Source organism: Bacterioplanes sanyensis, assembly GCF_002237535.1.
Classification (GTDB): domain Bacteria; phylum Pseudomonadota; class Gammaproteobacteria; order Pseudomonadales; family Oceanobacteraceae; genus Bacterioplanes; species Bacterioplanes sanyensis_A.
The window spans coordinates 3,098,730-3,125,198 of record NZ_CP022530.1 but is presented as its reverse complement, the minus strand read 5'-3'; the positions used below and the strand labels follow the sequence as shown (position 1 = coordinate 3,125,198).

General features: G+C 53.0%; 21 protein-coding genes and 4 tRNA genes. 6 read left to right on the top strand and 19 right to left on the bottom strand.

What is annotated here, in order from left to right:
• Positions 1-12 precede the first annotated feature (12 nt).
• Entirely contained in the window at positions 13-762 is a 750-nt protein-coding gene (locus CHH28_RS14465) for an electron transfer flavoprotein subunit beta/FixA family protein (RefSeq protein WP_094060975.1), read from the bottom strand.
• A gap of 439 nt (positions 763-1,201) precedes the next feature.
• Here CHH28_RS14465 and CHH28_RS14460 point away from each other — a divergent pair, with 439 nt between their 5' ends.
• Entirely contained in the window at positions 1,202-2,845 is a 1,644-nt protein-coding gene (locus CHH28_RS14460; protein WP_094060974.1) for an electron transfer flavoprotein-ubiquinone oxidoreductase, read from the top strand.
• A gap of 76 nt (positions 2,846-2,921) precedes the next feature.
• Here the strand turns inward: CHH28_RS14460 and CHH28_RS14455 are convergent, their stop codons facing one another.
• The 5 genes from CHH28_RS14455 to CHH28_RS14435 all read right to left on the bottom strand — a co-directional run bounded on the left by CHH28_RS14455 (position 2,922) and on the right by CHH28_RS14435 (position 8,247).
• Positions 2,922-4,433, bottom strand: coding sequence for a hypothetical protein (locus CHH28_RS14455; protein ID WP_157729931.1), 1,512 nt, complete (start codon positions 4,431-4,433; stop codon positions 2,922-2,924).
• Positions 4,434-4,670: 237 nt separating this feature from the next.
• Positions 4,671-5,201 (bottom strand): DUF1285 domain-containing protein, encoded by a 531-nt coding sequence (locus CHH28_RS14450; RefSeq protein ID WP_157729930.1) that lies wholly within the window; start codon positions 5,199-5,201, stop codon positions 4,671-4,673.
• A complete protein-coding gene (locus CHH28_RS14445; RefSeq protein ID WP_094060971.1) occupies positions 5,201-6,079 on the bottom strand; it encodes a radical SAM protein in 879 nt (292 codons plus the stop codon). The genes CHH28_RS14450 and CHH28_RS14445 overlap by 1 nt, the downstream gene beginning before the upstream one ends.
• Positions 6,080-6,137: 58 nt before the next feature.
• Positions 6,138-7,064: a glutaminase B gene (gene glsB / locus CHH28_RS14440; protein ID WP_094060970.1), complete on the bottom strand. Its 927-nt coding sequence runs from the start codon at positions 7,062-7,064 to the stop codon at positions 6,138-6,140.
• Positions 7,065-7,170: 106 nt separating this feature from the next.
• Positions 7,171-8,247, bottom strand: a complete 1,077-nt coding sequence (locus CHH28_RS14435; protein ID WP_157729929.1) for a BMP family ABC transporter substrate-binding protein — start codon at positions 8,245-8,247, stop codon at positions 7,171-7,173.
• 185 nt (positions 8,248-8,432) lie between these two features.
• Here CHH28_RS14435 and CHH28_RS14430 point away from each other — a divergent pair, with 185 nt between their 5' ends.
• Positions 8,433-8,714, top strand: a complete 282-nt coding sequence (locus CHH28_RS14430) for a hypothetical protein (RefSeq protein WP_157729928.1) — start codon at positions 8,433-8,435, stop codon at positions 8,712-8,714.
• A gap of 23 nt (positions 8,715-8,737) precedes the next feature.
• Here the strand turns inward: CHH28_RS14430 and CHH28_RS19945 are convergent, their stop codons facing one another.
• Positions 8,738-8,881: a hypothetical protein gene (locus CHH28_RS19945; protein ID WP_157729927.1), complete on the bottom strand. Its 144-nt coding sequence runs from the start codon at positions 8,879-8,881 to the stop codon at positions 8,738-8,740.
• A 454-nt stretch (positions 8,882-9,335) separates the two neighbouring features.
• Complete coding sequence (locus tag CHH28_RS14425; protein WP_094060967.1) at positions 9,336-9,638, bottom strand: hypothetical protein; 303 nt, start codon at positions 9,636-9,638, stop codon at positions 9,336-9,338.
• Between the two features lie 354 nt (positions 9,639-9,992).
• Here CHH28_RS14425 and CHH28_RS14420 point away from each other — a divergent pair, with 354 nt between their 5' ends.
• Complete coding sequence (locus CHH28_RS14420; protein WP_157729926.1) at positions 9,993-10,838, top strand: HDOD domain-containing protein; 846 nt, start codon at positions 9,993-9,995, stop codon at positions 10,836-10,838.
• Between the two features lie 19 nt (positions 10,839-10,857).
• On the opposite strand, the gene CHH28_RS14415 is transcribed toward CHH28_RS14420, so the two are convergent.
• Positions 10,858-14,082, bottom strand: coding sequence for a transporter substrate-binding domain-containing protein (locus tag CHH28_RS14415; protein WP_233243628.1), 3,225 nt, complete (start codon positions 14,080-14,082; stop codon positions 10,858-10,860).
• Between the two features lie 276 nt (positions 14,083-14,358).
• On the opposite strand from CHH28_RS14415, the gene CHH28_RS14410 reads away from it, so the two are divergent.
• Entirely contained in the window at positions 14,359-15,858 is a 1,500-nt protein-coding gene (locus CHH28_RS14410; RefSeq protein ID WP_094060964.1) for a sensor domain-containing diguanylate cyclase, read from the top strand.
• 27 nt (positions 15,859-15,885) lie between these two features.
• Here CHH28_RS14410 and CHH28_RS14405 read toward each other — a convergent pair whose 3' ends face one another.
• The 9 genes from CHH28_RS14405 to CHH28_RS14370 form a co-directional block, all read right to left on the bottom strand.
• Positions 15,886-17,526: a putative bifunctional diguanylate cyclase/phosphodiesterase gene (locus tag CHH28_RS14405; protein WP_199243913.1), complete on the bottom strand. Its 1,641-nt coding sequence runs from the start codon at positions 17,524-17,526 to the stop codon at positions 15,886-15,888.
• A 1-nt stretch (position 17,527) separates the two neighbouring features.
• Positions 17,528-17,917, bottom strand: coding sequence for a hypothetical protein (locus CHH28_RS19940; RefSeq protein WP_157729925.1), 390 nt, complete (start codon positions 17,915-17,917; stop codon positions 17,528-17,530).
• A 416-nt stretch (positions 17,918-18,333) separates the two neighbouring features.
• Positions 18,334-18,420, bottom strand: a tRNA-Leu gene (locus CHH28_RS14400).
• A gap of 56 nt (positions 18,421-18,476) precedes the next feature.
• Positions 18,477-18,550: transfer RNA gene (locus CHH28_RS14395), tRNA-Cys, on the bottom strand.
• A gap of 44 nt (positions 18,551-18,594) precedes the next feature.
• Positions 18,595-18,670 (bottom strand) — tRNA-Gly (locus CHH28_RS14390).
• A 112-nt stretch (positions 18,671-18,782) separates the two neighbouring features.
• On the bottom strand, positions 18,783-19,337 hold the full coding sequence (gene pgsA, locus CHH28_RS14385) for a CDP-diacylglycerol--glycerol-3-phosphate 3-phosphatidyltransferase (RefSeq protein WP_094060962.1): 555 nt from the start codon (positions 19,335-19,337) through the stop codon (positions 18,783-18,785).
• 8 nt (positions 19,338-19,345) lie between these two features.
• Positions 19,346-21,175: an excinuclease ABC subunit UvrC gene (gene uvrC / locus CHH28_RS14380; RefSeq protein WP_094060961.1), complete on the bottom strand. Its 1,830-nt coding sequence runs from the start codon at positions 21,173-21,175 to the stop codon at positions 19,346-19,348.
• Positions 21,176-21,178: 3 nt separating this feature from the next.
• Positions 21,179-21,820, bottom strand: a complete 642-nt coding sequence (uvrY, locus tag CHH28_RS14375; protein WP_094060960.1) for a UvrY/SirA/GacA family response regulator transcription factor — start codon at positions 21,818-21,820, stop codon at positions 21,179-21,181.
• A gap of 117 nt (positions 21,821-21,937) precedes the next feature.
• Entirely contained in the window at positions 21,938-24,652 is a 2,715-nt protein-coding gene (locus CHH28_RS14370; RefSeq protein ID WP_094060959.1) for a GNAT family N-acetyltransferase, read from the bottom strand.
• A 241-nt stretch (positions 24,653-24,893) separates the two neighbouring features.
• Here CHH28_RS14370 and CHH28_RS14365 point away from each other — a divergent pair, with 241 nt between their 5' ends.
• A complete protein-coding gene (locus CHH28_RS14365) occupies positions 24,894-25,829 on the top strand; it encodes a histone deacetylase family protein (protein WP_094060958.1) in 936 nt (311 codons plus the stop codon).
• A 130-nt stretch (positions 25,830-25,959) separates the two neighbouring features.
• Complete coding sequence (locus tag CHH28_RS19935; protein WP_157729924.1) at positions 25,960-26,112, top strand: hypothetical protein; 153 nt, start codon at positions 25,960-25,962, stop codon at positions 26,110-26,112.
• 55 nt (positions 26,113-26,167) lie between these two features.
• Here the strand turns inward: CHH28_RS19935 and CHH28_RS14360 are convergent.
• Positions 26,168-26,258 (bottom strand) — tRNA-Ser (locus CHH28_RS14360).
• Between the last annotated feature and the right edge of the window lie 211 nt (positions 26,259-26,469).

The window sequence follows — 26,469 nt, the reverse complement described above, 5'->3', positions numbered from 1 at the left end:
ACACCCACCCTCTTACAGCACTTTGGCTTCGTTTTTCAGTTTCTCAACCAGCTCACTGACGCTGGCAACCTTGATGCCGGCTTCGCGCTCGGCAGGCGGAGTCACTTTGACCAGAGACTGGCTAGACGTCATGGTCACACCCAGATCGGCTGGCGTGGTGACATCCAACGGCTTGCGCTTCGCTTTCATGATGTTTGGCAGCGATGCGTAGCGTGGTTCGTTCAGGCGCAGGTCGGTGGTAACGATGGCTGGCAGGTTCAGCGCTACAGTGCGCAAGCCGCCGTCGATTTCACGAACCACATTCACTTTGTCACCATCAACAGTGACTTCTGAAGCGAACGTGCCTTGCGCCATGCCGGTCAGTGCGCCCAGCATCTGGCCAGTTTGGTTGTTGTCGCTGTCGATGGTTTGCTTGCCCATCAGTACCAACTGAGGCTGCTCTTTTTCAACCACGCCTTTCAGCAATTTGGCAACGCTCAAGGATTCCAGCTTTTCTTCGGTCTCAATCAGGATGCCGCGATCTGCGCCCAGTGCCAGAGCGGTACGAATTTGCTCCTGCGCCACTTTCGGGCCGATGGAAACCACAACCACCTCAGTAGCAACGCCTTTTTCTTTCAGACGAACCGCTTCTTCGACTGCGATTTCACAGAATGGGTTCATCGCCATCTTGACGTTGGCCAAGTCGACGTCTGAGTTGTCTGGCTTAACGCGGACTTTCACGTTGTAGTCGATCACGCGTTTTACAGCGACAAGAACCTTCATAGATTCCTCGTTTTTCTCAAGTGGATGAACAAAGGGCGCGAATACCTCTCCGCAACGATGATGCCGTCACACGCGGGCACCCTTTCCAGCGCGGCACATTATTGGGCGCTTTGCTGACAGCGTCAATAGCGTACGTGCTAGCCAGTGTCGGCGAATAGGTAGTTGCCGTAAATCAGTACCATGGCAGCCTGCGCTGATCGTTATCATGCTCTATGCTGCAGGCGTTTTTATCGCCGATGTGGGATACCTTCGGAGCAATCCGGGTTTGATAACGGCTGTTTTATCCGCAATCGCCTCAGCAAAGCAGTTGCCAGTGCAGGCTTGAGTCGTATAATGCAAGAAATTCAAACGCTCGTTTGATACAAGAAAACACACGCAGTGAGCGGGTTTTGCGAGCACCGTGAGCTCTGCGCTCCCCTTGATGCTTGAGGAGAAAGATATGCAACGTGAAGTGATGGAATACGATGTGGTCATCGTTGGCGGCGGTCCTGCCGGCCTGTCGACTGCCATTCGTATTAAGCAGCTGGCAAATGAGGCTGGTGATGAAATTTCTGTTTGCTTGGTAGAAAAAGGCTCAGAAATTGGCGCCCACATTTTGTCCGGTGCAGTGATCGAAGATCGCGCTCTCACGGAACTGTTCCCCGACTGGAAAGAGCTGGGTGCCCCGCTCAACACCGCGGTAACTGAAGACGAAGTCTACTTCATGACCAGCGCTGAAAAAGCCATTCAAGCACCGGGCTGGAGCATTCCAAAGCCGATGCATAACGACGGCAACTACATTGTCTCGCTGGGTAATGTATGCCGCTGGTTGGGCGAGCAAGCGGAAAACGTTGGCGTAGAAATCTACCCAGGCTTCCCCGCTGCCAGCTACATCGTTGAAGAAGGCCAAGTAAAAGGCATCGTCACGGGTGACATGGGTATCAGTGCTGAAGGTGAGCAAAAAGACACCTACATGCCGGGCATGGAACTGCGCGCCAAATACACCATCTTCGCCGAAGGCTGTCGCGGCCACCTGGGCAAAAACCTGATCAGCGAGTTTAAGCTCGATGCAGGTAAAGATCCGCAGCATTATGGCATTGGTATCAAAGAGCTGTGGGACATCGACCCGGCCAAGTCCAAGCCTGGCTTGGTACTGCACGGCACTGGCTGGCCATTGAATGAGTCTGGCTCTACCGGCGGTTTCTTCTTGTATCACGATGAAAACAACCAAGTGGTGGTGGGTCTGATTACCGATTTATCCTACTCCAACCCACACCTGAGCCCGTTCGATGAATTCCAGCGCATGAAGCACCACCCGGTGATCAAGCAATATCTGGAAGGCGGTAAGCGTGTCTCTTACGGTGCTCGTGCTATCACCAAAGGCGGCCTCAACTGTTTGCCGAAAATGACGTTCCCGGGTGGCCTGATCGTAGGCTGTGATGCTGGCACCTTGAACTTTGCCAAAATTAAAGGCACTCACACCGCGATGAAGAGCGGCATGATTGCTGCTGAAGAGCTGTACAAAGCTCTGAAAGCCGGTCGCGCCAATGACGAACTGACCGAATTTACGGCATCGTTCGAGCAGTCTTGGGCTTATGAAGAGCTGCATCGCAGCCGCAACTTTGGCCCAGCCATGCACAAATTTGGCACCTTCGGTGGCGCTGCGTTTAACTTTATTGACCAAAATATCTTCCCGATGCCGGTCACGCTGCACGACATCACCGCAGACCATGACATGCTTAAGCCAGCGGCTGAATGCAAGAAAATTGTTTACCCAAAACCAGATGGTGTTTTGAGCTTCAATAAACTGGACTCGGTGTTTATCGGCAACGTTAACCACGCTGAAGATCAGCTGTGCCATTTACAATTAAAAGACGCCAGCATTCCTCTGGCATCTAACTTGCCAATGTATGACGAGCCAGCGCAGCGCTACTGCCCTGCTGGTGTATACGAAGTGGTTGAGGATGAAAGCGGCGAAAAACGCTTCCAGATCAATTCACAAAACTGCGTGCATTGTAAAACTTGTGATATTAAAGACCCAGCCCAGAATATTACCTGGGTAACGCCGGAAGGTGGCGGTGGTCCAAACTATCCGAACATGTAAGTTGCTCAATAAAAAAACCGCGCAGTGCGCGGTTTTTTTATTTTAAGTGACTCGCTAAGAATGCTCTTTAAGCAAGTTAATTTTTAGCAGTACTTATATAAATATCTCTGTCACCTGACACCCAGCTCACAACACCACGTTCACCGGATATGGCGAAGCCAAGGTCGCCATCGCCGTCTTGGCAACTGCTCCAGCCGCTGTATTGTAAAACAATGCAAACTTCGTCGCCCATACCCCACTCACCGTCAGCTTCGCTGTAACTGATCGGCACAATGCCCCGGCCGCCATTTTGGCCAACCATCATCGCGATGCCGCCATCGACAGGCACAGCGATGGGCTCCTCTGAACCAAAGTCGTCCAAAATCTTAAAGTCGCCATATTGGCCTGCCTGAAGGTGTGTCGCGATCAAGTGACTATACGCCTTATTACTGTAATCCTCGTCCGTCCAAAGCAAGTGGACACCATCATCAGCGACCACCAAGTCCAGATCCATAGCTATTGCACCATCGACAACAGTTTCCTGCCAGGCTATACCGGTGCTTCTTGCATATACTAACCCGTGCTCATTCGCGACTAAGGGTTGACGCCAAGCCAGATAATACTCGCCGCCATAAAAGGTCAGTGCCGGTGATTTTTTAGTCGCATCGGTATCTGCGACAAGACTGAGCGAAGGCTCCAGAGTTTGTGGCGCCACGGTCGCCATAATGAGTTGGTTCCCAGCTCCTCCCGACTTGATATAAGCGATTTGAATCGCGCCATTCTCGCGGAGAACAGACATGCCGGCCTGAGTAACTAGGTCATCGTCAATGCTGTCCGATACTGTCCAGCTGGCAGTGGCAGCGTCGTAGCGCGCCACATACAAGCGATCGCCAGCAACCGCCACCAGCTCACCTTTGTCCGTCATCGCGTGGTAATAAGCAGCATCACTTAGGCCCAGGTCGGCAACATCCCAGCTGGCTGACACTCGATTATAAGTCGCCGCCATTAGCGCTCCAGACTCTGACCAAGCCAGGTGTGCCTGGCCATCACTTAACGCTGAAGAAACGGAATTTTTAGCGTACTTTTTGCCACCTTCCCAAACATCATCCAAAAACCAATTTGAATCATCGACAGATGATGTTGCATTGCTGATGGTTAGAATGGTCAAGGTATCGGCTCGATGCTGCGACTCTGGCAAATCAGCCTCAAATAGCGTTGCTCGCACCTGCTTTATGCCTTCTACCTCTTCTACCCAGGCCACTAACGACGTGTTGCCATCGGTCGAAACCGTCGGGTTGCGAGCGCTTCCCGTCGATACTTGAAATGCATTGTGCCATTGATGGCCTGGTATTGATGACACAGATGCGTCGGATGGCTGGCCAGGATCTATAGGTGCTGTTGGATCTGTAGGTATTGTTGGATTGGTCGGATCTGGATTACCTGGGTCAACCGGATCGTTTCCGCCAGAGCTTCCTCCGCTGTCGCCGCCGCATGCAGAAAGAGCAACAGCTAAGCCAATGGAGAGTAGTTTTTTCATAGAAATATCCCTATTTAAAAGCAGTTTCAGCGTATATAAACGCAGTTTTTTGGCTAATAAGCCGATGATCATCCTTGGGTCGGCAGATGGGTTCAATTCGTCAAATCAGCAGCAATACACTGCGCCAGCAAAACATGAATTGGGCAGACCTCTGCCAGCTATAGATGAAGGCCTATTTTTATCAGGCGCGTAACTTAACTCAAGCCCTTTATAGCGACTGCGTACCAGTGCACACAACCTTAAAAAGGCCGTCACTATTAAGCTTTTCAGTGTTTTTATTCTTTCGTACGGATAAGCAGCGTATTGGTGTTATTCAGCAACAACCAAGGCAAAGCTTTCTCCATCGCTGAGAATACGCCACTGCCCGTCTATTTCCACCGCGTGCTCTACCAGCTCGTAAAAGGCATTGCGGGATAAGCGTGCCCATAAGTCATGGCGTATTAATACCTCGGGTAGCGGCTCAGCCTCCCCTTGGCGATAACTTAAACGCAGCGGGTGCTCAGGGCCAATGCGGCCGCTATCGCCGACATTGGTAACAAACTCAATGCCATCGGCGTCGGCTTCAATCAAGGTAACAACAAATGGCCGATCTTCGACTTGAATGCGCCATTTCTCAACCGGTGTTACCAGGAAATATTCATCGCCTTCGCGCCGTAAAATAGAAGCGAACAAACGCACTAAATCTTGGCGCTCAAAGGCTGAGCCTTGATGCCACCAGCCGCCATCGCTGTGGATTTCGATATCGATATCGCCGCTCAGTTCGGGCTGCCACTGCTCTAGCGGTGGTTGCTTGGCGGTTGCCTGCAAACCTATTTGTTGTTGCAAGTTTGAAAGATCCATTAAAGCCCTCGTTGCCATTCTTGGCGCAGCGCAATGCGCCCGCTCATTGCCGCGTCTAGCTGCTGCAAAAACTGGGTTTTATCCGCCCCCAGTGTGCCTCTTAGTGGTAGATAATTTGAGGCATGGTCGCTGCGAAAAACGGTGTTGTTTAATTCCAATGTGTCGATTAGCAGTCGTAACTCCTGAAACAGTGCCATTTGATCCGGCAGTTCATAGTCACCGTTAAAGCCATCGCGCACCCGCTCGTCACCAAGTGGATAACTCACCACCAGGGTGGATAAAAAATCAGGCTGAGCATCATTCATTAACTTTGCTGAGTTAATCGCATGCTGCTCACTGTAACGCACGCCGCCCATGCCATTTAAAATCATGACCGAGCTTTTAATGCCGGCTTGATGAATTTTTTGCAGTGCGCCCAGTGTTGAGCCGTAGGTTTCGCCTTTGTTGATAAACTGCAGCACCTGATCGTCACCGCTTTCGGCGCCAACGTACAGAATACCCAAGCCTAAGGCTTGCAAGTTGGCCAAATCTTGCGCGCTTTTTTTGCGCGCATTGCGAGGCAAACAATAAGCGCCGACACGCTTCACCCAGGGCAGGTGTTGTCGAATGGCGAGCAGGATATTGGCCAGGCGATGGGTTGGCAGCACCATGGCGTCACCATCGGCCAAAAAAACTTTCTCGAAGCGCGGCCCCAGGCTTTTGGCTTGGCGAATTTCCTCCAGCACTTCATCTTCACTGCGGGCGCGGAATTTCTTTTGCGGTTGCGTGTACATGTCGCAAAAAGTGCATTTATTCCACGAGCAACCATTGGTTACCTGAAAAATCAGTGAGCGCCCTTCACTTGGCGGGCGAAATACGGGCTCAATGTAGTCCAGCATGATGGGCCTTTAGCAAACTCAAGGCCGCCCATAATACCAGAGTGGTGAGTCAGTTCGCCTAACCCAAGCCGCGAAAAATGCTGCTGTTTAACTCATCGGCCAATTGCTCCAGCGCATACAGGCCCGCTACAGAGTTTCCGTACTCGTTCAGCTCTGGCGACCAGACGCAGACCGTGAACTTGCCCGGCACAGCACCAACAATGCCGCCGCCGACGCCCGATTTACCCGGCATTCCGACGCGCACGGCAAAATCACCTGCGGCATCGTACAAGCCGCTGGTCAGCAGTAAGGCGTTAATCTGCTGAGTTTGGCGGGCGCTGAGGATGCGTTGACCGGACTGCATGCACACGCCTTGATTCATCAAAAAACTAAAGGCCCGTACCAGCTCAACGCAGTTCATATGCAAGGCACAAAACTGAAAGTAAGCGCGCAAGGCGGCATCAACATCGCTGTGGAAATTACCGTAGGACTTCATCAGCCAGGCCATGGCGGCGTTGCGCTCGCGGTGCTGATACTCGGATTCACTGACGGCTTCATCCATGATGATGCTGGGGTTACCCGCTAGACGGCGCACCGTGGTGAGCATGGTGTGTACGGGCATGGCGTTGCGCGCCAATAAGGCGTCCACCACCACCAAGGCGCCGGCGTTAATGAAGGGGTTGCGCGGCTTTCCTTGCTCGTATTCCAGCTGCACCAATGAATTGAAAGCGGTGCCGGATGGCTCAATGCCAACCCGCTGCCACAACTGCTCGCCGTGGCGCTGTAGCGCTAGCATCAGCGACAATACTTTCGAGATGGACTGAATCGAGAAGCCAGTGCGCGCCTGGCCTGCGGTGTACAGTTGGCCGTCAGCCATCAGCAGCGCAATGCCAAACTGCTGCGGATTAACGCGTTGCAAGGCCGGAATGTAGTCTGCCACTTTGCCACTCCCCCACAAGGACGGAGCGTGCTGGCAAATTCGATCGAGAAGTGTTTGGTGCGACATGGTGCGGGCCTGGCAATGCAAAAGCGCGATTATCACAGGCCCAAGCGCACGACTCTATTGGTCTGAACCCTGCGTCGTCATGCGAAAAACTACGCAGGGAGTGGGGTTAAAGTGTTCTTAACTGCCCTTTGACGCCTTCGACAAACCAGTCCATATGCATCAGATCAAGATCGCTCAGTACATGCCCTTCACGCACCTTGGTACGGCCGCGATGGTTATTGATCGGGCCGGCAAACACCTTCTGTGCGCCCGCGGATAAGGCAGCTTGCTCATTCTCTAAGCGCTGGCGAACAGCCTCCGGCACCTGGCTATGTATTTGCGTCAAATTGACCGCGCCACTGTCCATCCCTTGCCAGACGTCTGCAGACTGCCAGCGCTGGTCCAGTGCGGCCTGAATACGCTGCTCATAGACCGCACCCCAATCGTGCACAATGGACAGCAAATGATGCTCGGGCGCAAAGCGACTCATGTCGGTGTGATAACCAATACTGTAGACACCGCGACGCTCTGCCGTTTGGATGGGCGCCGGGCTATCTGTGTGCTGAGCGATGACGTCCGCACCTTGGTTGATTAGAGTATTGGTGAGCTGACGTTCAGTCTTAGGGTCATACCAAGAGCGGGTCCACTCCACCTGAACCTGAGCATCGGGATTCACACTGCGCACACCTAAGGTGAAAGCGTTTATGCCACGAATGATCTCAACCACAGGATGGGCAGCCACATAGCCAATGACACCGCTTTTACTCATCGAGCCTGCTGCCACGCCTGCCAAGTAACGCCCCTGATAGGCGCGATTGGCATAGGTCGAGAGATTATCGCCACGGCGAATACCGGTTGCGTGCTCAAACAACACATTGGGGTGGTTTTGGGCGGCGCGATCGGTGGGAATCATGTACCCCCAAGATGTTGTGAAGACCATGTCGTGGCCTTCATTGACCAGGCGGTCAATGGTGTCACTGGCTCCGCGCCCAGTAGGGACAGACTCGACAAAGTTGGTCTGAATGCGATCGCCGAACACGCGCTCGACATGCTCGCGCCCAAGATCGTGCGACTTACTCCAGCCAGAATCGCCGACCGGGCCGACGTATACAAAGGCCACTTTAAATGGCTCAGTCTGCGCCTGCACATTGAGGCTCAACTGAGCTATCAAAGTGGTGGCGATCAGTAAAAATACCTTGCGCATACTAGCTCCTGCGAAACGGCTGCGCATGGTAAACCAAGTTGACTAAATGATCAGCTATTGGCGTACTGACACAACCACTGTTAATTGAAGAATTGTGAGACATATCTCACAAAATGAGCAGTCAACCTCATCTGGAGCCAAATGTAAGGAGGTGTAACATATCGCCGCAGCACGGAGGCATGCACATGAAGCACTACTACGTAACCGACCTACCCAGGGCAGATGGATATCACGTCATTCACAGCGATGAATGCAGCCGACTGCCGCTGCCGAATACTCGAACGTATTTGGGGGTCTACCCTTTTGCGGTCAATGCGCTCGAGCAAGCAAGGCGTTTTCGTACAGCCGTAAACGGCTGCTTGCACTGCACGCCAGGCTGCTATCACGGCATCTTGGCCAGTAATCGTCACAAAGAAGAGCAAACACAGGACGACCAGACGCCATCGGCTTCAGCTCAATCCGCGTGAGCGCCGGCCTGCACCTTTGCTCACTAGCCTGCGCGCGTATTCCAGTACAGCACGCCCCCCCACATTAAAAACGACCAAGCAAACAACAACAGCCAAACGCCGCCGCCACGACGGCCATAGATGGGCTGTGGCTGCTTGTTATTTTGATTCAATTCTGTCGGTTTCACGCAAGGCCTTGGGGTTGTGCTGAATAAAATTCAAAGGAGAGCAACGCTGCGATAGCGTCTCACATCGACGCGGCCAGAAATAGGCCAGATGTAAGACCATGTTGCAGAGTTATGATACTTGCTAGTTACAATAAGTTACATTGGATGGGAGTTATAGCAACAAGTTGCAGTATCCAATACCCTGGGCCAGTAAAGTAGTCGCATTCGCTCTTGGTGAAAGAGCGTTTTCACCTACGGTGATTCACCGACAACGGTGATCTCTCCTCGCGCTCAGCCTGTGACTGTCCGCTCATGCCCAAATGGTGTGTTCTTCCTTCCGCATGAACTAGCAGTACAGTCATCGGTCCGCGAAGGTGAGATTGGCTGCCCCAATTGAGAATTCAGAGAAGTTTCAATTATTCCTGAAAGGCTAGTTGCTCACGGCTTTGTGGGGCACGCTACACGCCTATGCTGGCTAAAACACCAGGAATGGCATTTTACCGGCGCCTTCGACTGAAGCTTTACGATCGTATTTCTTCCAGTATTGGCCACCGATACTCAACCCTTCAAAGCCTTCTTGCAACCTTGCGGGGCGAGATGGAGTCGCTTGATCACCCAGTTGAACGTCATCCAACGGAAAAACGGCATCAACAAAGCTGTCGCCATATTCACCCTGAAACAGCCCCAAGATAAATACCTCGTAGCGTTTGCCATGAATCACGACATAGCTGTCGGCGGGGGCATTCATTATTTTCTGCAGTGTGTATTCCGTGGCCATGAGTCATTCCTTTCTGCAGCTATCCTCGACAAGATTATCAATTCGACGCACACGCGCAATGGCTTGGGTCGGAACGACAGGTGACAAATGAATCAGCGAGATTCAGCACCTTCTTTAAAACATGGGCGCCCTGCACAAGAGACGCGTGATATCGTGTGACGCCGTGTTACGGATGGTGTCCACTGGATAAAACCATTGCGGCTGGAGCGTTGAAAGCTCTCGCAAACTGCCCTTTTCGGCTCACATTATGTGTCAGATATGGCAGTGACATGAAAGGCAATGATTGCGACTCGCCACGGCGGTGCCTCTCACGCTAACCTGAGGAATCTCGTCGGTTACGCCAAGGAGGCTGCCATGTTCTCAGTGGAACGAGCCATCGCTGAAGCCCGCTCTAACTTCATACTGCCCTCACCTCCCGATGTGCTGCTCAGAGCGCGTGCGATTTGCGACTCAGATGATCCGTCGCTGGCAGAGCTGGCCAGTCTTATTGCCGACGATGTGGCGCTGTCTTCAGCCATTTTGCGGGTCATCAATTCGCCGATTTACGGCTTTAACCGCCAAGTGAGTGATGCCCGGCAGGCGACCATGTTGCTGGGGCTGGAGTCGGCGTCGGCGCTGGTTGCATCCGTGCTGATTCAACAAGCGTTTGTGGGCCCATCAGCGATCGACTTTCGTCAATTTTGGGACGAGTCAAAACGGGTGGCAATGGCAATGACGCACATCGGCGCCATCATTAAAGATCGCATACCGCTTGAGGACTTATACACCACAGGGCTTTTTCACGATTGTGGCATTGCGGCGATGAGTATTCGGTATCAGGACACCTATCTCGAGTGTCTCAAGGACGCAGCCCGGGATCGCACTTTGATGTTGACCGATTATGAAGACCATCGCTATCACACCACTCATGCTGTGGTGGGTTACCTGATAGCCAATGGTTGGAAACTGCCGCGAAGCATTTGCAAGGTTATCCTCTGTCACCACGAAGTGGCCTTTTTTGACTTTGGCGCCAACACCGATGAAAACATGATGATGGCAACGCTCAAAATTGCTGACAACATCGTCAGTCATCTGATTTACGGCCAGGACGATAGCCACTGGGATGAGCTCAAAGACGTCTACTTCGATCAGCTGAACATGGGTGAAAACGATTACCTCGATTTCCGCGAAGACCTGTCGGTGCTGTTCGCCAAGTGGTAATCACTCATCGTATTAGGCCTTAGGTTGGGCCACTGGTCAGACTAACAGGCAGCGTCAATAGGCAGCAGGTGCCTTTATCGTGCTCTCCAGGACACCCTTCGGCGTATTCAATGCTGCCATTCAGCCTGTGCACCACCAAATTGTGAACGATGCTCAGCCCCAGTCCCGTTTTGCCCTTGGTTCGTGCGGTGGTGTAAAAGGGTTGAAAGACTTTTTTGATGATCTCTTCGTCAATGCCCTGGCCGTTGTCATGCAATTGAATATTTACACATTCACCTGCCAATGAGGCTGACAAGGTCAGCTGCCGATCACTGCTGGCGTCATTAAATGCATGGTCCAGCACGTTGTTGATGAGCTGATTTAGCACCACTTCCAGCGCACGCGGATGGGTCACGATGACGAGCTGTTCCGCCACCTTATAGCGGACTTGAATCTGTTTGTCCTGAATCAGATGGCTAAAGCGAGAAATCACATACGTCAGAAAATCGAGCACATTGACTTCATCTAGCTCATCGCCATATTCCTCTGGCGATAGCTGTTTAAACACCGACACCAATTCCGCTGAGCGGCGCAGGTTGCTGTCAATGAGCTTCAATACCTCTTCCTTGTCGGCAAAGTAATGCCTCAGTTCGGATTTGGATAAGCCGCCTCGATGAGACGCTTCTGCCGTGGATTCCAGGTCATCTTGCAGCATGGAGCAGGCAGTCAAACAGACGCCCAACGGCGTATTGAGTTCGTGCGCAACGCCGTATAACACTCTGCCAAGGGTGGTCATTTTCTCGCTTTCGACCAGTTTGCTCTGGGTTCTTTTTAGCACCACGATGGCGTCTTCTAGCTGAGCGTTGATGGCCATCACTTCCTTGTTGTGAATGGCGACTTGTCGGCTACGGTAGGCGAACAGCAGCAGCACGGCCGCCACGACCGCCAACACTTTCCACAACAAAGAATAATCAAAGCTTTGCTCGTATTTGATGGTGAGCCATTTGTCCATGATGTTTCTGTGTTGGCGATCAGAAATGGACTCGATGGCTTTGCTCATGAGCGATGTAAGCTCTGGTTCGTCGTTTCGGATACCAGCACTGAGAGAGATTTTCTCATCCAAATTGCCGGATATTTTTAACGAGCCAGCGCCATAATCTGAAATTGCCCGACTCGCGGATGGTAAGAAGTCAATAAATCCAAACACCTCACCTTCCAGAACTTTCCTTACCCCTTGTTCATGATTGGCAACCTCGACAATCTCCATATCCGGGTACTTATTTTTTAGAATCTCAACGATGGCATACCCAGCGACCGCGGCTATTGTTTCGTCCAGCACTTCCTTGGTGCCACTGATAAACGGCGCATCGTTTACAGTGACCACCACTTGGGGGAAAAACAAATAGGGCGGTGTAAAATCAAGAAACTCTAGCCGGCTGTCGGTTTCGGCAATTTGCAAGGCCATATCGCAGCGACGATCCTTTAGCGCTTCAATGGTCTCAACCCAGGATTCGGTTCGTACCAGATTTACCAGCATGTCTGTGCGTTGCGTAATGAGACTGATGTAGTCGCGAGTGAGCCCTTGGACGCCGTGTTCATCGATGTATTCAAACGGATACCAAGCCGGGTCAGCGCAATAAGTGATTTCCCCTTTAGCTCGCAGATAATCAGCCTCTGCTTCGCTGATCGGCACCATTGGCAGGCCCTGACTGACGCTGCCAAACCATTTGCTACGCGCATCTTCAAGGTCGCGGGTGCTTAATGAACCCAACGCCTTGTTGATCAGGCTATTTAAAACCGGGGCATCGGGCTGGGTTAGAAAGTAGTACTTTTGGATTCGATCATTGTCCAGTTCGCGCGCCCATCCGGACACCTTCAGCCCGGTGTAGCCGACACGGGAAAACAAGTACGCAATGGTTTTTTCATTCATAATAGTGGCGTCTGCCTCTTCCGATGCCACGGCATCGAGCATGTCCTCGGCACTGTCAACCAACAACAAATTGATGCCGGGATAATGCGTGCGGATAAACTCCTCCTGAAACCACCCTTTCCCCGCCGCTACGGTTTTACCATTCAGATCGTCAAAGCTTTCGATGTCTGCAACATTGGTACGGGTCGCGAAGCGGGTTCTGAAGGTGATATAACTGTTGGAATAAAGCGCGATTTTTTCGCGCTCAGGCGTTTTTGCAGCGCTATGAAGCAGATCGATGTCACCATCTTTAAATCCTTGCAGCAGCTGCTCAAAGGTAGTTTCCGGTGTGTAGTTCAATCGAACGCCGATGCGATCTGCCACCAGATTTAAAATATCGACACTGTAGCCTTGCGGCTGGTCGCCATTGGAAAAGTTAAACGGTGGGTAGTTGGCCTCGTTACTGACGGTGATTTCCGGGTTGGACTGTAACCAGGCTTCTTCTTCCGGCGTCAGCGGTATTCGCGTGGTCAGATGGCTTCCAAACCATTTGAGGCGCAGTGCTTCGTACTCCGACACACTGATCCTATTCAGTGCTTTGTTGAACAAATCCCGCAGGATGGGCCAGTCTTTGCGGACGGCGTAGTACAGATTGTTGTCTCGGGTGTAATCCAAATCTCGGAACCAGCTATTGATTCGCAGGCTCTCTCGCCCCTCCTGCTGCAGCGCGTAGCGCGCGACGTCCTTGATTTCGATGGTTGCCAATGCAACGCCGCCGGTTACGGCTGCAAGTGACTCCTCCAGGCTATGTGTGTAATGCAGATCGACGTCGGGGTATCTTTGCTCCATAAATTCGGCGGTGGCGTAGCCACGAATGACCGCAATGGTCTGCCCTTGTAACTGTTCAGCCGACTCAATAGCGTCTGCATCTTTTAGCGTAATAAAATGATGCCGGCCTGCGTACAGCGCTGTGGTGAAGAGTCCGGCTTGCTCTCGTTCTGGGGTTTTGTACAAGGGATGGATGACATCAATTTCCCGCTTTTCGAACATGTCATACAGGGTCGCCCAGTCATGTCCGTTGATGTAACGAAAACGAATGCCAAGAATGTTGGATATTTTTTCGAGGACATCAATGCTGTAGCCAGACGGAGCGCCGTCGTCGACAAAATCGAAAGGCGGCCAGTCCATTTCATTGGATACACTGATCACCGGATGTTGCGCTAGAAAAGCCTGCTCTTCTGCGCTCCAGCGAGCGCCTGTGCTATGGCCATCAGCACCGTTGACGTCAGTAGCGCGACCATCATCGGCATGAGCGAAGGCATGCAGCAACATCAGTGGCAACAGCCATCGAATCATCCACATGCATCAGACCATTGGTGTTTGCTACGCTGACCCATACAGCAGCTGCTCGTTGCTCACGTCGTGTTCTCAATTAGGTATAGATCACCGCGCTAGGGCGAGCAACGCCTCGCTATCGGTCAGGCGCGGCGCCGAGCGCCCTCTCCTGCCAAAGATCTGATTATCGCTGCCCGGCTGTACCGTGCAGGCTATGCTCTAAGGAATGGACGACGGCTTTCAGCGCTGTCGTTTACCGCTCATCAGCAGTGTTTAGGTTTCAAGGACGACACCCGAATGATCGCAGTTCTGAACAAACAAACGCGCATCAATGTGCTGTACAGCATGTTAACCGTCGCCACGGTCTTGGGGCTTATCGGGTCGCTGGTGTTGTCCTGGTTTTGGAATATGCAAAGCCTGGAAAATGAGTTTGAGTCAGAAGCCAATGTTATCAGCCAATATGTACGCGAAAAGATGGCACAAAACGAAACGCTGCTGGTGGGTCTGTACACTTACTTTAAGGACAAACCAAATCTGGAGATTCAATCAGCGCGTCACTACGCCAGCATCATGGCCAGTCGGTTTTCCCATGTACATATGTTTCAAGCGGCGCAGTTTGTGAGCCAGGAAGACTGGGGGTACTACAGCGCGTTGATGGACTCGCAGGGCGAGGAACCCACCCTATTACAGCTGGTGGATGGCGAAGGGTTAGTGCGACGTACCGAGTTGCAAGGCGAGCAGTCCATTCCAGTGATTATGGTGGAGCCGACGTTTCTGGCGTCCCAGTTAGGTTTGGATTTGAGCACCATAGACTTTATTGCCAATCACTTTCCTGAACAGTTAAGCGAGCAGATCGTATTAACCGAACCGTTTTTGTTATTGGATGACGAGCCGGTGATGGTGATGATGCAAACCGTACTGCAGCAGCAGCGGCCCCAGTTTCTTTCTATTTTGGTGGTGAAGGTCAGTGACCTACTCCCCACCGTCAATGACGACTGGAACTTAAGCGTTAACCTAAATGCCGTGGTAGGCGAGCAGCGCTTTGGGGTTGTGGGTCAGTCAGCGGCGTATGGTTCGGGTAGCCATGTGCTGAAGTGGCTACCGCCACTGCAGCTCAGCCGCGAGATTCCATTTCGAGACTACGCCTTGGAGCTGAACTTTGACCGGCAAGTGATCTGGTCGGACATCAAATGGGGATGGTTTGTCGTCGTGGCGCTGGCCCTGATCGTGCTGCCGACCCTATACCGACAAATGTTCACCATTCATTCCCGGTTTGAAGCCTTGGAAGAGGCACAGCGGCAGCAGCTGTACCAGAAAGCCAATTACGACACCCTCACCGGCTTGCCCAATCGCTATCATTTTGAAGAGTACGCCAACCGCCTGCTGTCGACCGCAGAGCGCACCAAAGCCAGCGTGGCACTGTTATTTTTAGACCTCAACGGATTTAAAGCCATTAATGACCAGCTCGGGCATGACACGGGGGATTACGTGCTGGAACAGGTGGGCAATCAGCTGCTAGAAGACCTGCGCCGCGGCGATATGGCGGCGCGTATTGGCGGTGATGAATTTGTGGTGATAATCGACCCCGTTGCCAGCATCGAACAGCTGTTGGTTATTATTGAACGCTTGCGCGCCACGGTGGATGCTGTCAACGGCAGTCGAATTGAACCGCTATCTGTGTCGGCCAGCATTGGCTTTGCCTACACTGACGCTCATGGTTATGAGTTGGAAGAGTTGATGCGCATTGCAGACAATGCCATGTACGAAGAAAAACGCCGACACAAATCGAAGCATTAGACTGTGTGGTCAGCCCTCGGATGAGGCTCAAGCGGCGACAATGTCAGCCAGAGGCACAGGTCTGGCAACGTGAAAGCCTTGCGCGTAATCCACGCCCATCTCTTTTAGCTTGTCTTCTATGCCTTCGCTGGAGACAAATTCGGCGATGGTCTTTAGGCCAATTTTATGCACGAAATCGTTAATCGATTGCACCATGGCACAAGAGATAGTGTCTGCTTCGATGTCTTTCACGAAATAGCCGTCAATCTTGATGTGATCGACCGGTAGGTCTTTTAAATACTGATAAGAAGACAGACCGGTGCCAAAGTCGTCCAGTGAGAACTTATACCCAAGCTTTCGCAGCGCAGATATAAACTCCTTGGTTTTATCGATGTTTTCAATCGCTGCCGTTTCTGTGATCTCAAAGGTGATGCTGCGAGGCGATACCTGGTAGCGGTCGGTCATGTTGACAATGAATTCTACCAGGGTCAAATCGGAGAAGGATTGGCCGGATAGGTTGATCGATAAACACATGTCCGGGCGCATCATCGAGAAAGCTTCCTGAATAACCCAGCGATCATTTTTTGCCATTACCCGCGAGCGCTCCGCCACCGGTATAAAAATATTCGGCGCAATGTTTTTGCCCTCTTCGTCTTTTAGCCGGATAAGAATCTCATAGTGTGAGAAACGTTTATCGCTGTTCAGCGAACGGATTTCTTGTGCGACCAAATAAAACTCATCGTTAGCTATGGCATCGTTGACCACATGATTGAGGTTGGTCTCCTGCAAATAATTACGATACTCGCGGTAATCCGACTCGATCAGGTGCACTCGCGTCTCGGCATCGTTTTTGGCGTAACGGCAAGCCGCATCGGCAGCATTGACCAGCAACCTGATGTCTTCAAATTGCTCACTGTCGACGGCCGCAATGCCAGCCGATAAGCTCACATCGACCACCTTGCCGGCGCACAACAGCTTTAACGATTCCACTTTTTTCAGCATTTTGTGGGCAATGTCTTTGGCTTGATTGGTGCTGGCGTTGTAGACCAGAACAGCAAATTCATCTCCACCCGGCCGAGCGACCACGTCTTGTGAACTCACACAGCTTTCTAGCGCGATGGCAACTCGCCTTAACATGTCGTCGCCAGCGGCATGGCCAGCAATGTCATCGACCAACTTAAAACGATCCAGGTCGATAAAAATAAACGTGGCGCAGGCGCCGTTGTCTTTGGATTTTTCCACTGCCAAGCGCAAACGAATCTCAAAATACTGATGATTAAGCAAGCGAGTCAGAAAATCGTGAGACAAATCGTACAACAGCGCCTTGCGCTCCGTGCGGTCCTCAATCACAAACAGCGTGCCGGTGAGCATTTTCTGGCAAGTCACCACCAAGTCCGTGTCCAACCCGGTTGGCCGACATGGCTCGATAAACGAGCTGCGTTTACTGGACAGAATCAAACGCTCGTATTTGTCGTATATGTCGGGTGCCAGAGCGATCATCAGGCCAATGTCATCATCAACAAAGTCCTTCGGGCTCTTGTTTTTATGCCCCAGCATCGCCACCGCCGGATGATTGACTATTTCGACATCACCGTATTCTGAGACAGCAATAATGCCGTAAGGAATGGCGCCGACGATGCTGGCCAGCTGCTGACGTAAGGTGGTGGTTTGAGCGAGTGCATTATTCATATCAACCTCTAAATACCACGATGGTGGCATCGTCATCGGGTAACGCGGATACGTCGTACAGTTGCCTGGCGACATGATCCGCCGAGCTGTTGATGTCTAAGATGAACTCGTGCGGCAAGGACAACCCATCGGAATGTAGGGCCGCGGTGAAACGGCCAGGCCGTGGCACGCGATGGACGCGAATCTCTTTGGGTGGCATCGGCCCAAGATTGCCGTCCTGGAGCGGCACACTGATCCCCGAGGTGCTCTCCACTAGGACGCCAACATTGCCAATGGCACAAAACTCCAACTGCTCTGGTAGCACCCTGATCATGGCAATATCGACCGGCCGGTCGTAAGCGGATGTTTTTAGTCCCGCATCGATCAATCGCGCAATGTCGCTCAGCGGCATTTCGTAGCATTCGGCCAGCGTTCTTGCGGCAAAAGCCGATGCGCTGTCGGCCAGCTCACCTCATCCTGCACCATCAATCACTGCCAGTAGCGCGCGGTCGTGGTGGTACGTTTTTACAAAGCACTTATCACCACTAAAGTCTTGCCCGATCGCGGGCAGCGAAATGACCGAATAGTCAAACAGGTTGGTATCGCATGGCAGGTAGTGCGCCAAGGCAATAGGCGCAGTACGCCGCTTTTTATCGTGAAGTAGCCTGAGAAAGGCCGCGCAACATAAGCAAAAAAATGCTGGGAAAAAGCGCAGAATTTTTGGTGTTAGCAGCGACAGATTGGAGCTTTCTGTGCATCCTTACATACTGGGTATTATGAAAGCAACCTTCAGTTAGTAAGTGCTATGGCTGGAAAGCTTGCTGTAGATGGTGCCCGAGGCCGGAATTGAACCGGCACGACCGTTAGGTCGGGAGATTTTAAGTCTCCTGTGTCTACCAATTCCACCACTCGGGCTGAGTGCGCGCATCCGTTCAGGAATCAGGCACAGGGTGCTCTGAATACGCAAAATGTGGAGGCGCGAGCCGGAATCGAACCGGCGTCAGCGGATTTGCAATCCGCGGCATAACCACTTTGCTATCGCGCCAATATCATCAAGCTGATGACTACTTATCAATTCAAGAAATGAATTGGAGCGGGAAACGAGATTCGAACTCGCGACCCCAACCTTGGCAAGGTTGTGCTCTACCAACTGAGCTATTCCCGCGTAAGTGCTGCGCATTTTAATGTCTGGCGCTGTGGCGTCAAGTGTTTTTTCTTACTTTTTAAATACTTAGCGCCTTTTGCCAAATCCGCGAGGCAGATCCGACAGGCCTACTTTACCCTTCTGTCTGCGTCGACAAGTGCGGCCAAGCGGCCTTGAGGTACACCATCATCGACCAAATGGTCAGTACCGCTGCTCCGTACAATAACGTCAGGCCGACCCAGTCCAGCCAGGTATGCAGCTCTGCAATTAACAGCAAAGTGATGGCACTCATTTGCATGGCGGTTTTTATTTTGCCGATATTGGAGACGGCGATATTGGCGCGCTTGCCCAGCTCGGCCATCCATTCGCGCAGCGCAGAGATGACAATTTCGCGGCCGACGATGATGGTGGCCGGAATGGTCAACCACAACGACGCATGGGATTCGACCAACAGAATTAGTGCCACGGAGACGATCAGCTTATCAGCCACCGGGTCGAGGAACGCCCCTAATGGCGTGGTTTGATTCCAGCGCCGCGCCAGATAACCATCAAACCAGTCGGTGATGGCGGCCAAACAAAACAAGCCTGCAGCCCAGAGCTTGCCGGACGGCCCCGCCCAGTAGTAGCACACCACCAGCAAGGGGATCATCACAATACGACTCAGGGTCAACAGATTGGGCAGGTTCATGCGTTGCTTTACTCCTGTGCTTCACCGTGCAGGTGAGCGAAAATCTGGTCTGCCAGTTTTTTACTGATGCCAGGAACGCGAGCAATTTCTTCCCGCGCGGCACCGGTCATGTTTTTTAAACTACCGAAATGCAATAACAGCGCTTTGCGACGTTTGGGCCCAACTCCCGGCAAGGCTTCAATCCCCGACTGACCGCGGCTTTTAGCCCGCGCTTTGCGGTGGCCAGTGATGGCGAAACGGTGCGATTCGTCGCGCACCCATTGCAACAGTCGAAAGCCATCGTTGTGAGCATCTGGCACGATGGGTTGCGCTACACCGGCCGACCATAAAAACTCCCAGCCGGACTTGCGCGTTTCGCCTTTGGAAATGCCGAAAGCGTGAATGGTGCCAAGTCCCATCTCGTCGAGCAACGTCTGTATGCGACCGATTTGCCCTTTACCGCCATCAATCAACAACAAATCCGGACAATCCTGCTGCTCTTGCAATCGCGTCAAGTGACGCCTGACGGCCTGCTCAAGGGCGGCATAATCGTCGCCCGCCGCGACGCCTTTGATGGCAAAGCGCCGGTAACGGCTTTTGTTCAGCCCGTCTTGATCGTACACCACGCAGGAGGCAAAGGTAGCTTCACCTTGAGAGTGAGAGATGTCAAAGCACTCAATGCGCCTGGGCGTTTCTGGCAACTTCAACAGCGCCTGCACATCGAGCAGCTTTTGTTTAGCGGCCTGCGCCGCTGACAGTTGATTTTGCGCCCCGGCGCGAGCGTTCTCCTGCGCCATGTGCAACCATTGCCGAGGCTGGCCACGCACGCCGCGCACGTGATAACAACGGCGTTGCTGCGACAACTCTAGTGCCGCTACCACCGACTCCATTAACTCTGAGTCGATATCAACAATAATGTCGCGCGGTACACCCTCCGGCGCATGTCCGCCAAGGTAAAACTGCCCCAAATACTCGGCCATCAGTTCGCTGACATCCAAGCCTGCCGGGTTGTCTGGAAAGAAGTTTTGACTGTTGACCAGTCGACCACGGCGAAAACTCAACCGATGCAAACATTCGATGCCTTGCCAATCGGCCCATGCCCATGCATCCGCATCGCCCTTCTCGGCTTCGACATGCTGTTTTTCCTGAATGCGGCGTACCAGATCAATTTGATCGCGCAGTTCAGCGGCGCGCTCAAACTGCAGCGTCTCCGAGGCCTGTTCCATATCTTGCTGCAAAGCCGACATTAATTCGCGACTTTTGCCTTGCACAAACAGGACGGCGTGTTCGGTGTCGCGCTGATAATCGGCTTGGGATATTTTGCCCACACACGGGCCAGAGCAGCGCTGGATCTCATATTGCAAACACGGGCGGCTGCGATGATTGAAGTAACTGTCTTCACACGAGCGCAGCAAAAACAGCTTTTGCATATGGTTGAGCGCCTCGCGTACCGCGCCCGAGTTCGGATACGGGCCAAAAAAGCGCCCATCGCCACGCCGCTTGCCGCGGCGGTAGCTGAGCCTGGGGAATGGGTGCTGCGATAAGTGCAGATACGGATATGACTTGTCGTCTTTTAACAGGATGTTAAACGGCGGTCGATGCTGTTTGATCAGCGTTTGCTCAAGCAGCAGTGCCTCTGCCTCACTGCCGGTCACGGTAATCTCAATGCGCGCAATACGGGCGACCAGAGCGACGGTTTTGGCGTTCAAACCGCGTGCGCGAAAGTAACTTGATACCCGGTTTTTTAAATTCTTGGCCTTGCCAACGTACAGCAGCTCCGCTGCATCGTCGTACATGCGATAAACACCCGCACGGCGAGTGAGGGTGCTAAGAAAGGCGGGAATATCGAACTGACTCATACCTTAGCTGACTGGATTCACCAGCCCGTGGCGCATGGCCAGCAGCGTCAGTTCAACATCGCTGGATATGTCCAGCTTGTCGAAAATCCGATAGCGGTAGCTGTTCACGGTTTTAGGACTTAAAAACAGCTTTTCGCTAATATCAGCCACTTTTTGACAGCCCACTATCATTAACGCGATCTGCATTTCACGCTCAGACAGCTCATCAAACGGCGATTTTTGATCTTGCTGGAACGGCTTTAGCGCCATGCGCTGGGCAATCTCAGGAGAGATGTATTTCTGCCCGGAGCGCACCTTGATGATGGCACCGATCATTTCGTCGGCATCGGCGCCTTTGGTGATGTAGCCCGACGCACCGGCTTGCATTAAACGCGCTGCGTAAGGGTTGTCGTCCAGTGCCGTCACCGCAATGACGTGCACCTCCGGATGGGCGCGTAAAATTTTACGCGTCGCCTCTAAACCACCAATGCCGGGCATATGAATATCCATCAAAATGACATCCGGCGCGTCATTGCGCACCCACTGCACTGCATCTTCGCCACTGGCAGCCTGCCCAACTACTTCAATTCCCTTGCTGTCGGATAGCAGACGTGAAATTCCCGAGCGAACCAGCTCGTGATCGTCAACAACAAGAACCCTGATCAAGTTATACCCCTTGAGACCATAGCAACCAATAAGAAGACTCAGCTCGCTTGGATGCCCAAAAATTTCGCGCCAACTTGCCGCGACGTCATTATTATAGTCATCAATATAGCAGACCGATTACAGCGGGTACATGCGCTTGCGCTGCCAGCTATATTTTAATGGATTCAATGACTTACCCACTTCGACCACGCCCTCTTCGGGATTATTACGACGACTAAATCCAAGCCGATCTGCCAGCGACAGCATGCCACGATTGTGCGGCAAAACAGTGCCATAGATTTGCAATACGCCACGCTCTGTCAGGTATGCAATGATGGTGTCCATCAACGCCTTACCCAGCCCCTCTCCTCGGCAATTGTCGTCAATGATCACAGCAAACTCCGCGGTAACATCGTCAGGGTCGATCCATACTCGTGCGACACCAAACAGCAACTCCTCGCGCAAGGCGACAAACGCCATTTCCCGGTCGTAATCAATCTGGGTGAAACGTGCCAGCTCTTTGTGATCGAACTGGCGCCGGGCCGAGAAGAATCGCAGTCGCAGCGACTCTGGGCTCAGGCGGCGGTAGAACGCCTCCAGCGCAGGCTCGTCTTCGCCGCGTATAGGGCGAATGGCATAGGCGTTGTCACGCGGACTGACGTAGCTGGTCTCCAGCTCGAGTGGATACGGCTGGATCGCACTTTTTACTGTGACGCCCACTTCCGCTGCGACGCCAATGGCCAAGTAACGTCCCACTTGCTGGCGAATGGCATTGACCTCCATACCAGCCAGCCAAGGATGATTAAGCGCCATGTGCGACAGCGCCACTAGCCAGCGCTCCAGTGTCACCAGCTCACGCTTAATGTCATCCGAACGTTCGCGCAAGACCTGATAAAAATGGCTGCGCTTTATCAGCTGCTTAGCCAAGTTGGCATTCAGCGGCGGCAGTGCCACTTGGCGATCCGACAGGATGTCCGCCGTCGTACCACCGCCGCCAAAGAACAAATAAGGCCCCAGTTCACTGTCACGGCCAATGCCGAATGAAAACTGCAAATTGTCCAGCGCTCGATGCATGGTCTGCAGGGTGTAACCCAATACCGGACTGTCAGCAAAGGCGACATGAATGGCCGCCTCCAGACGGTCGGCAGCCACAGGAATGTCCTTGGGCGTGTGCAGCTCACGCGCCACACTGCGCAAACGCTCTCTGGGGTTGTCGCCATATGCAAACGGATACAAATAGCGCTGATGATGAACACGCAATACCCAGGGACCTGGCACCTGCTCAGTGACCGCGTGAATTTCTTTGCGGCTGGTGAAGAAACGATTTTCTGCAAATGGAAAACCGTAGGCCTCTAATAACCGCCAAGCGTCGTTTGGCGGCAGGTAGCGACCCGGTTTATGCTGTGACTGAATATCGTCACCCAGCTGGCGACAAGCACTGCTCATGGGAATTTCCAAACTTTGCGGCGTTTCCCGCAACATGTCTTGGGTACGCTGATGCTGCACCATGTACATGTAGGATTTAATCGCGTTGTCCGGCGTATCAAAGGTAGGGATGGCGTGGCGATCAAACAGCTCTCTGGCTCGCTCAACCGAGTATTCGCCCATCCAGCTGGTCAGTATGGTTTTATTGCTGCCTTTGGCAATGCGCACCAACTCCTCGGCATTGTCCAACGCGTTAGAGCCCAAGCTGGGGATGTAAATCACCAGCACCGCGTCAACCTGGCGATCGCGCAATAACGTGGTGGTGACAGCAGCCAATTGCTTAGGGTTGAGCTCTGGATTGAGCAGCACCGGGTTATCCGTGCGCACATATTCTGGCAACAAGCCACGCAAGTGGGTGCGCGTTTCATCACTGAGTCTTGCTAGCTGGCCATTATCGTGACGCAGGCGATCGAGGGCCAATATGGCTGGTCCGCGACCATTAGCTACGATCGCCAAACGACGACCAAAGCCTTCGCGGCGCCGGCTCAATGCGTCGACGCAATCGAACAGCTCGTCGGTAGCCGATACCCGCAGCACACCGGCGCGAGCCAGGGTTTCATCGATCAACTGGTCGCGACTGTTCAATCCTTTGGGGGTTGGAATGCGATTCAGCGGGCTGTCTGAGAAGCGATTACTCTTCACCGCCAACACCAACTTATGGCGCGAGGCTGCCCTCAAGGCGCGCAGCAGCGCCTTGCCAGATCCAATCTCGTCGAGCTGGATCAGCAGAGTTCGAACGTGTGGCTCCTGCACTATGTAGTCGATGATGTCGGGCAAGCTGACGTCTTGGCTTTTGCCCAATGTCAGTACGTGAGAAAAACCAATGTTACGGCTGTAGGCCCAATCCATTACGCTCGATGCCAACGTTCCAGACTGCCCGATGTACGCCACGCTGCCCTTGCGCACCGGCACGTGCAAAAACGAGGCATTTAACTGTCGCCCTGGCACAATCACTCCCAGGCAATCTGGGCCCAATATGCGCATGCGTGTTTGAGAAATCACCTGCTCAAGGCGCTCAGAGCTGGGGCGAAACTGCCAGGAGCGGGCCCGTGCGATACCGCCCGTCAGCACCATAGCGGCTTGCACGCCCAACTGATGCAGTTGCTTTAACACCCGCGGCACGGTGTCTGCTGGTGTACACACAATCGCCAATTCCGGCGCATGCTTGAGTTGGCTAACACGCGACAGCGCCTTTAACCCATACACAGAGTCATAACCGCGCGAGTTGACCGGGGTAATGGTACCGCCAAAGTGATTGTCTAATAAATTGCGAACAATGGCGCCGCCGAGGCTGCCGTCGCGCTCCGATGCGCCAATTACGGCAATACTGCTGGGGTTGAAGAAGTGCTCGAGCGATCGCGTACCCATAGGCTGTTGATCCGAATCCTATTGATCTCTGATGACATGTAGCGGCGAACGACAGTGTCGCCATCCCAGTGTTGGGCATCATGACGTGCAGCAAGAAAGTAGCAACTGCTACCTGCTTGAATGTCATGCGAGCTTACCGGAAGGCTGTGCCCGACGATTTTAGCCCATTGTCGAATACATCCTGGCTTTTGAAAGCTTTACAGGACCAGTACACTGTCACAAAACAGGAACGCTACGCCATATGTCGACCGCCTATTTTTGCTTTCATGAGCACTTTTCCCATGCCACAGGGGACGATCACCCGGAACACGCCTTGCGCATCACGGCCATTGAGAATGCGCTAAAACAGTCTGGGCTGTGGGACAAGCTGACCATTTGCGAAAGTGGCCCAGCCAAACGTTCTGACATATTGCGCGCGCACAGCCCCGGCTATGTCGAACAGCTGGATATGATTCAGCCGCAGCATGGCCGCATCTATGTCGATGAAGATACGCCTATGTCGCCGGGCAGCTTAGAAGCGGCCTACTACTCTGCTGGCGCGGCGGTCGAAGCGGTGGACGCGGTGCTAAACGGACAATTTCGTAACGCTTTTGTTGCCACCCGCCCACCTGGGCACCACGCGGAGCACAAGCGCAGCATGGGCTTTTGTTTTTTCAACAACATTGCCGTGGCAGCACTGCGAGCTGCAGAAGCGCATCACTTACAGCGCATTGCCATCCTCGACTTTGACGCGCACCAGGGCAATGGCACCATCGATATCTTACAAAACGACGTACGCTTTTTACTGTGCTCCACCTTTCAGCACCCGTTCTACCCCTACAGCCACTACGAATCCAATAAGTACAACAATTTGGTCAATGGCTACCTGAGTGCCGGCGCTGGCAGTCGCGACTTTCGCGACGCCGTACTCAATTGCTGGGCGGAGCCACTGCGCCGCTTCGCGCCTGAGCTGATCATCGTCTCGGCAGGGTTTGATGCCCACTACGAGGATCCTATGGCGGAGTTATGTTTGGTGGATGAGGACTATCGCTGGATCGCTCAGTGGATCAGTCATGTCACCGACAGTCGCAACACGCCGTGGTTGGCTCTGCTCGAAGGCGGCTACGACCTTAATGCGCTGGGCCGCAGCGCCAATGAGTTTATTGGCGTCATGCTGGAACAAGGGCATGGCGACTGACCTTCCAGTCAGCCGTTTACATTCTGTTAACGTCACTCACAGCCTGCAACAAGAAGCTACTGAAATCGGATAGGCTTTGCGCAGGAATCGGTCCATCTTTGTCACTATCTGCCCTTGTGGAGTAAGCCTGGTGTCGGAACGGACCCTGAAATCCCTATTAAATGCGCTGTCGCGCCCGTGCGTGATGGCACGGATCGTCAAAGCTGAATGGTTGGCGGTAGGCGTGTTGTCGTTGTGGTGTGGCGGCTTGCTGCTGGCATCCCTGCACAGCGTGATGGGGTAGCACCCCATTTATTGCAGACAAAAAAAAGCCGGCTAAAAGCCGGCTTTTTCGAATATGGCGGAGGGATAGGGATTTGAACCCTAGATACGCTATTAACGTATGCCGGTTTTCAAGACCGGTGCTTTCAACCGCTCAGCCATCCCTCCAAGCGATGGGCGCATGATACCTTAGCGAACATGCGCGTCAACTACTTTTTTAATCAAATCAATACCATAGCGCCGATTTGCGAGCATCCGCTGGAGTTTTTACTGGGTCCTCCCACCGCCCCTTCTACCCCCCTGCCTTGTTTATACGCCTCGGGTAACGTAGAGGGAAAACTCGAGCCTGATAGCCATCACCATTAGCACCTCTGAATAC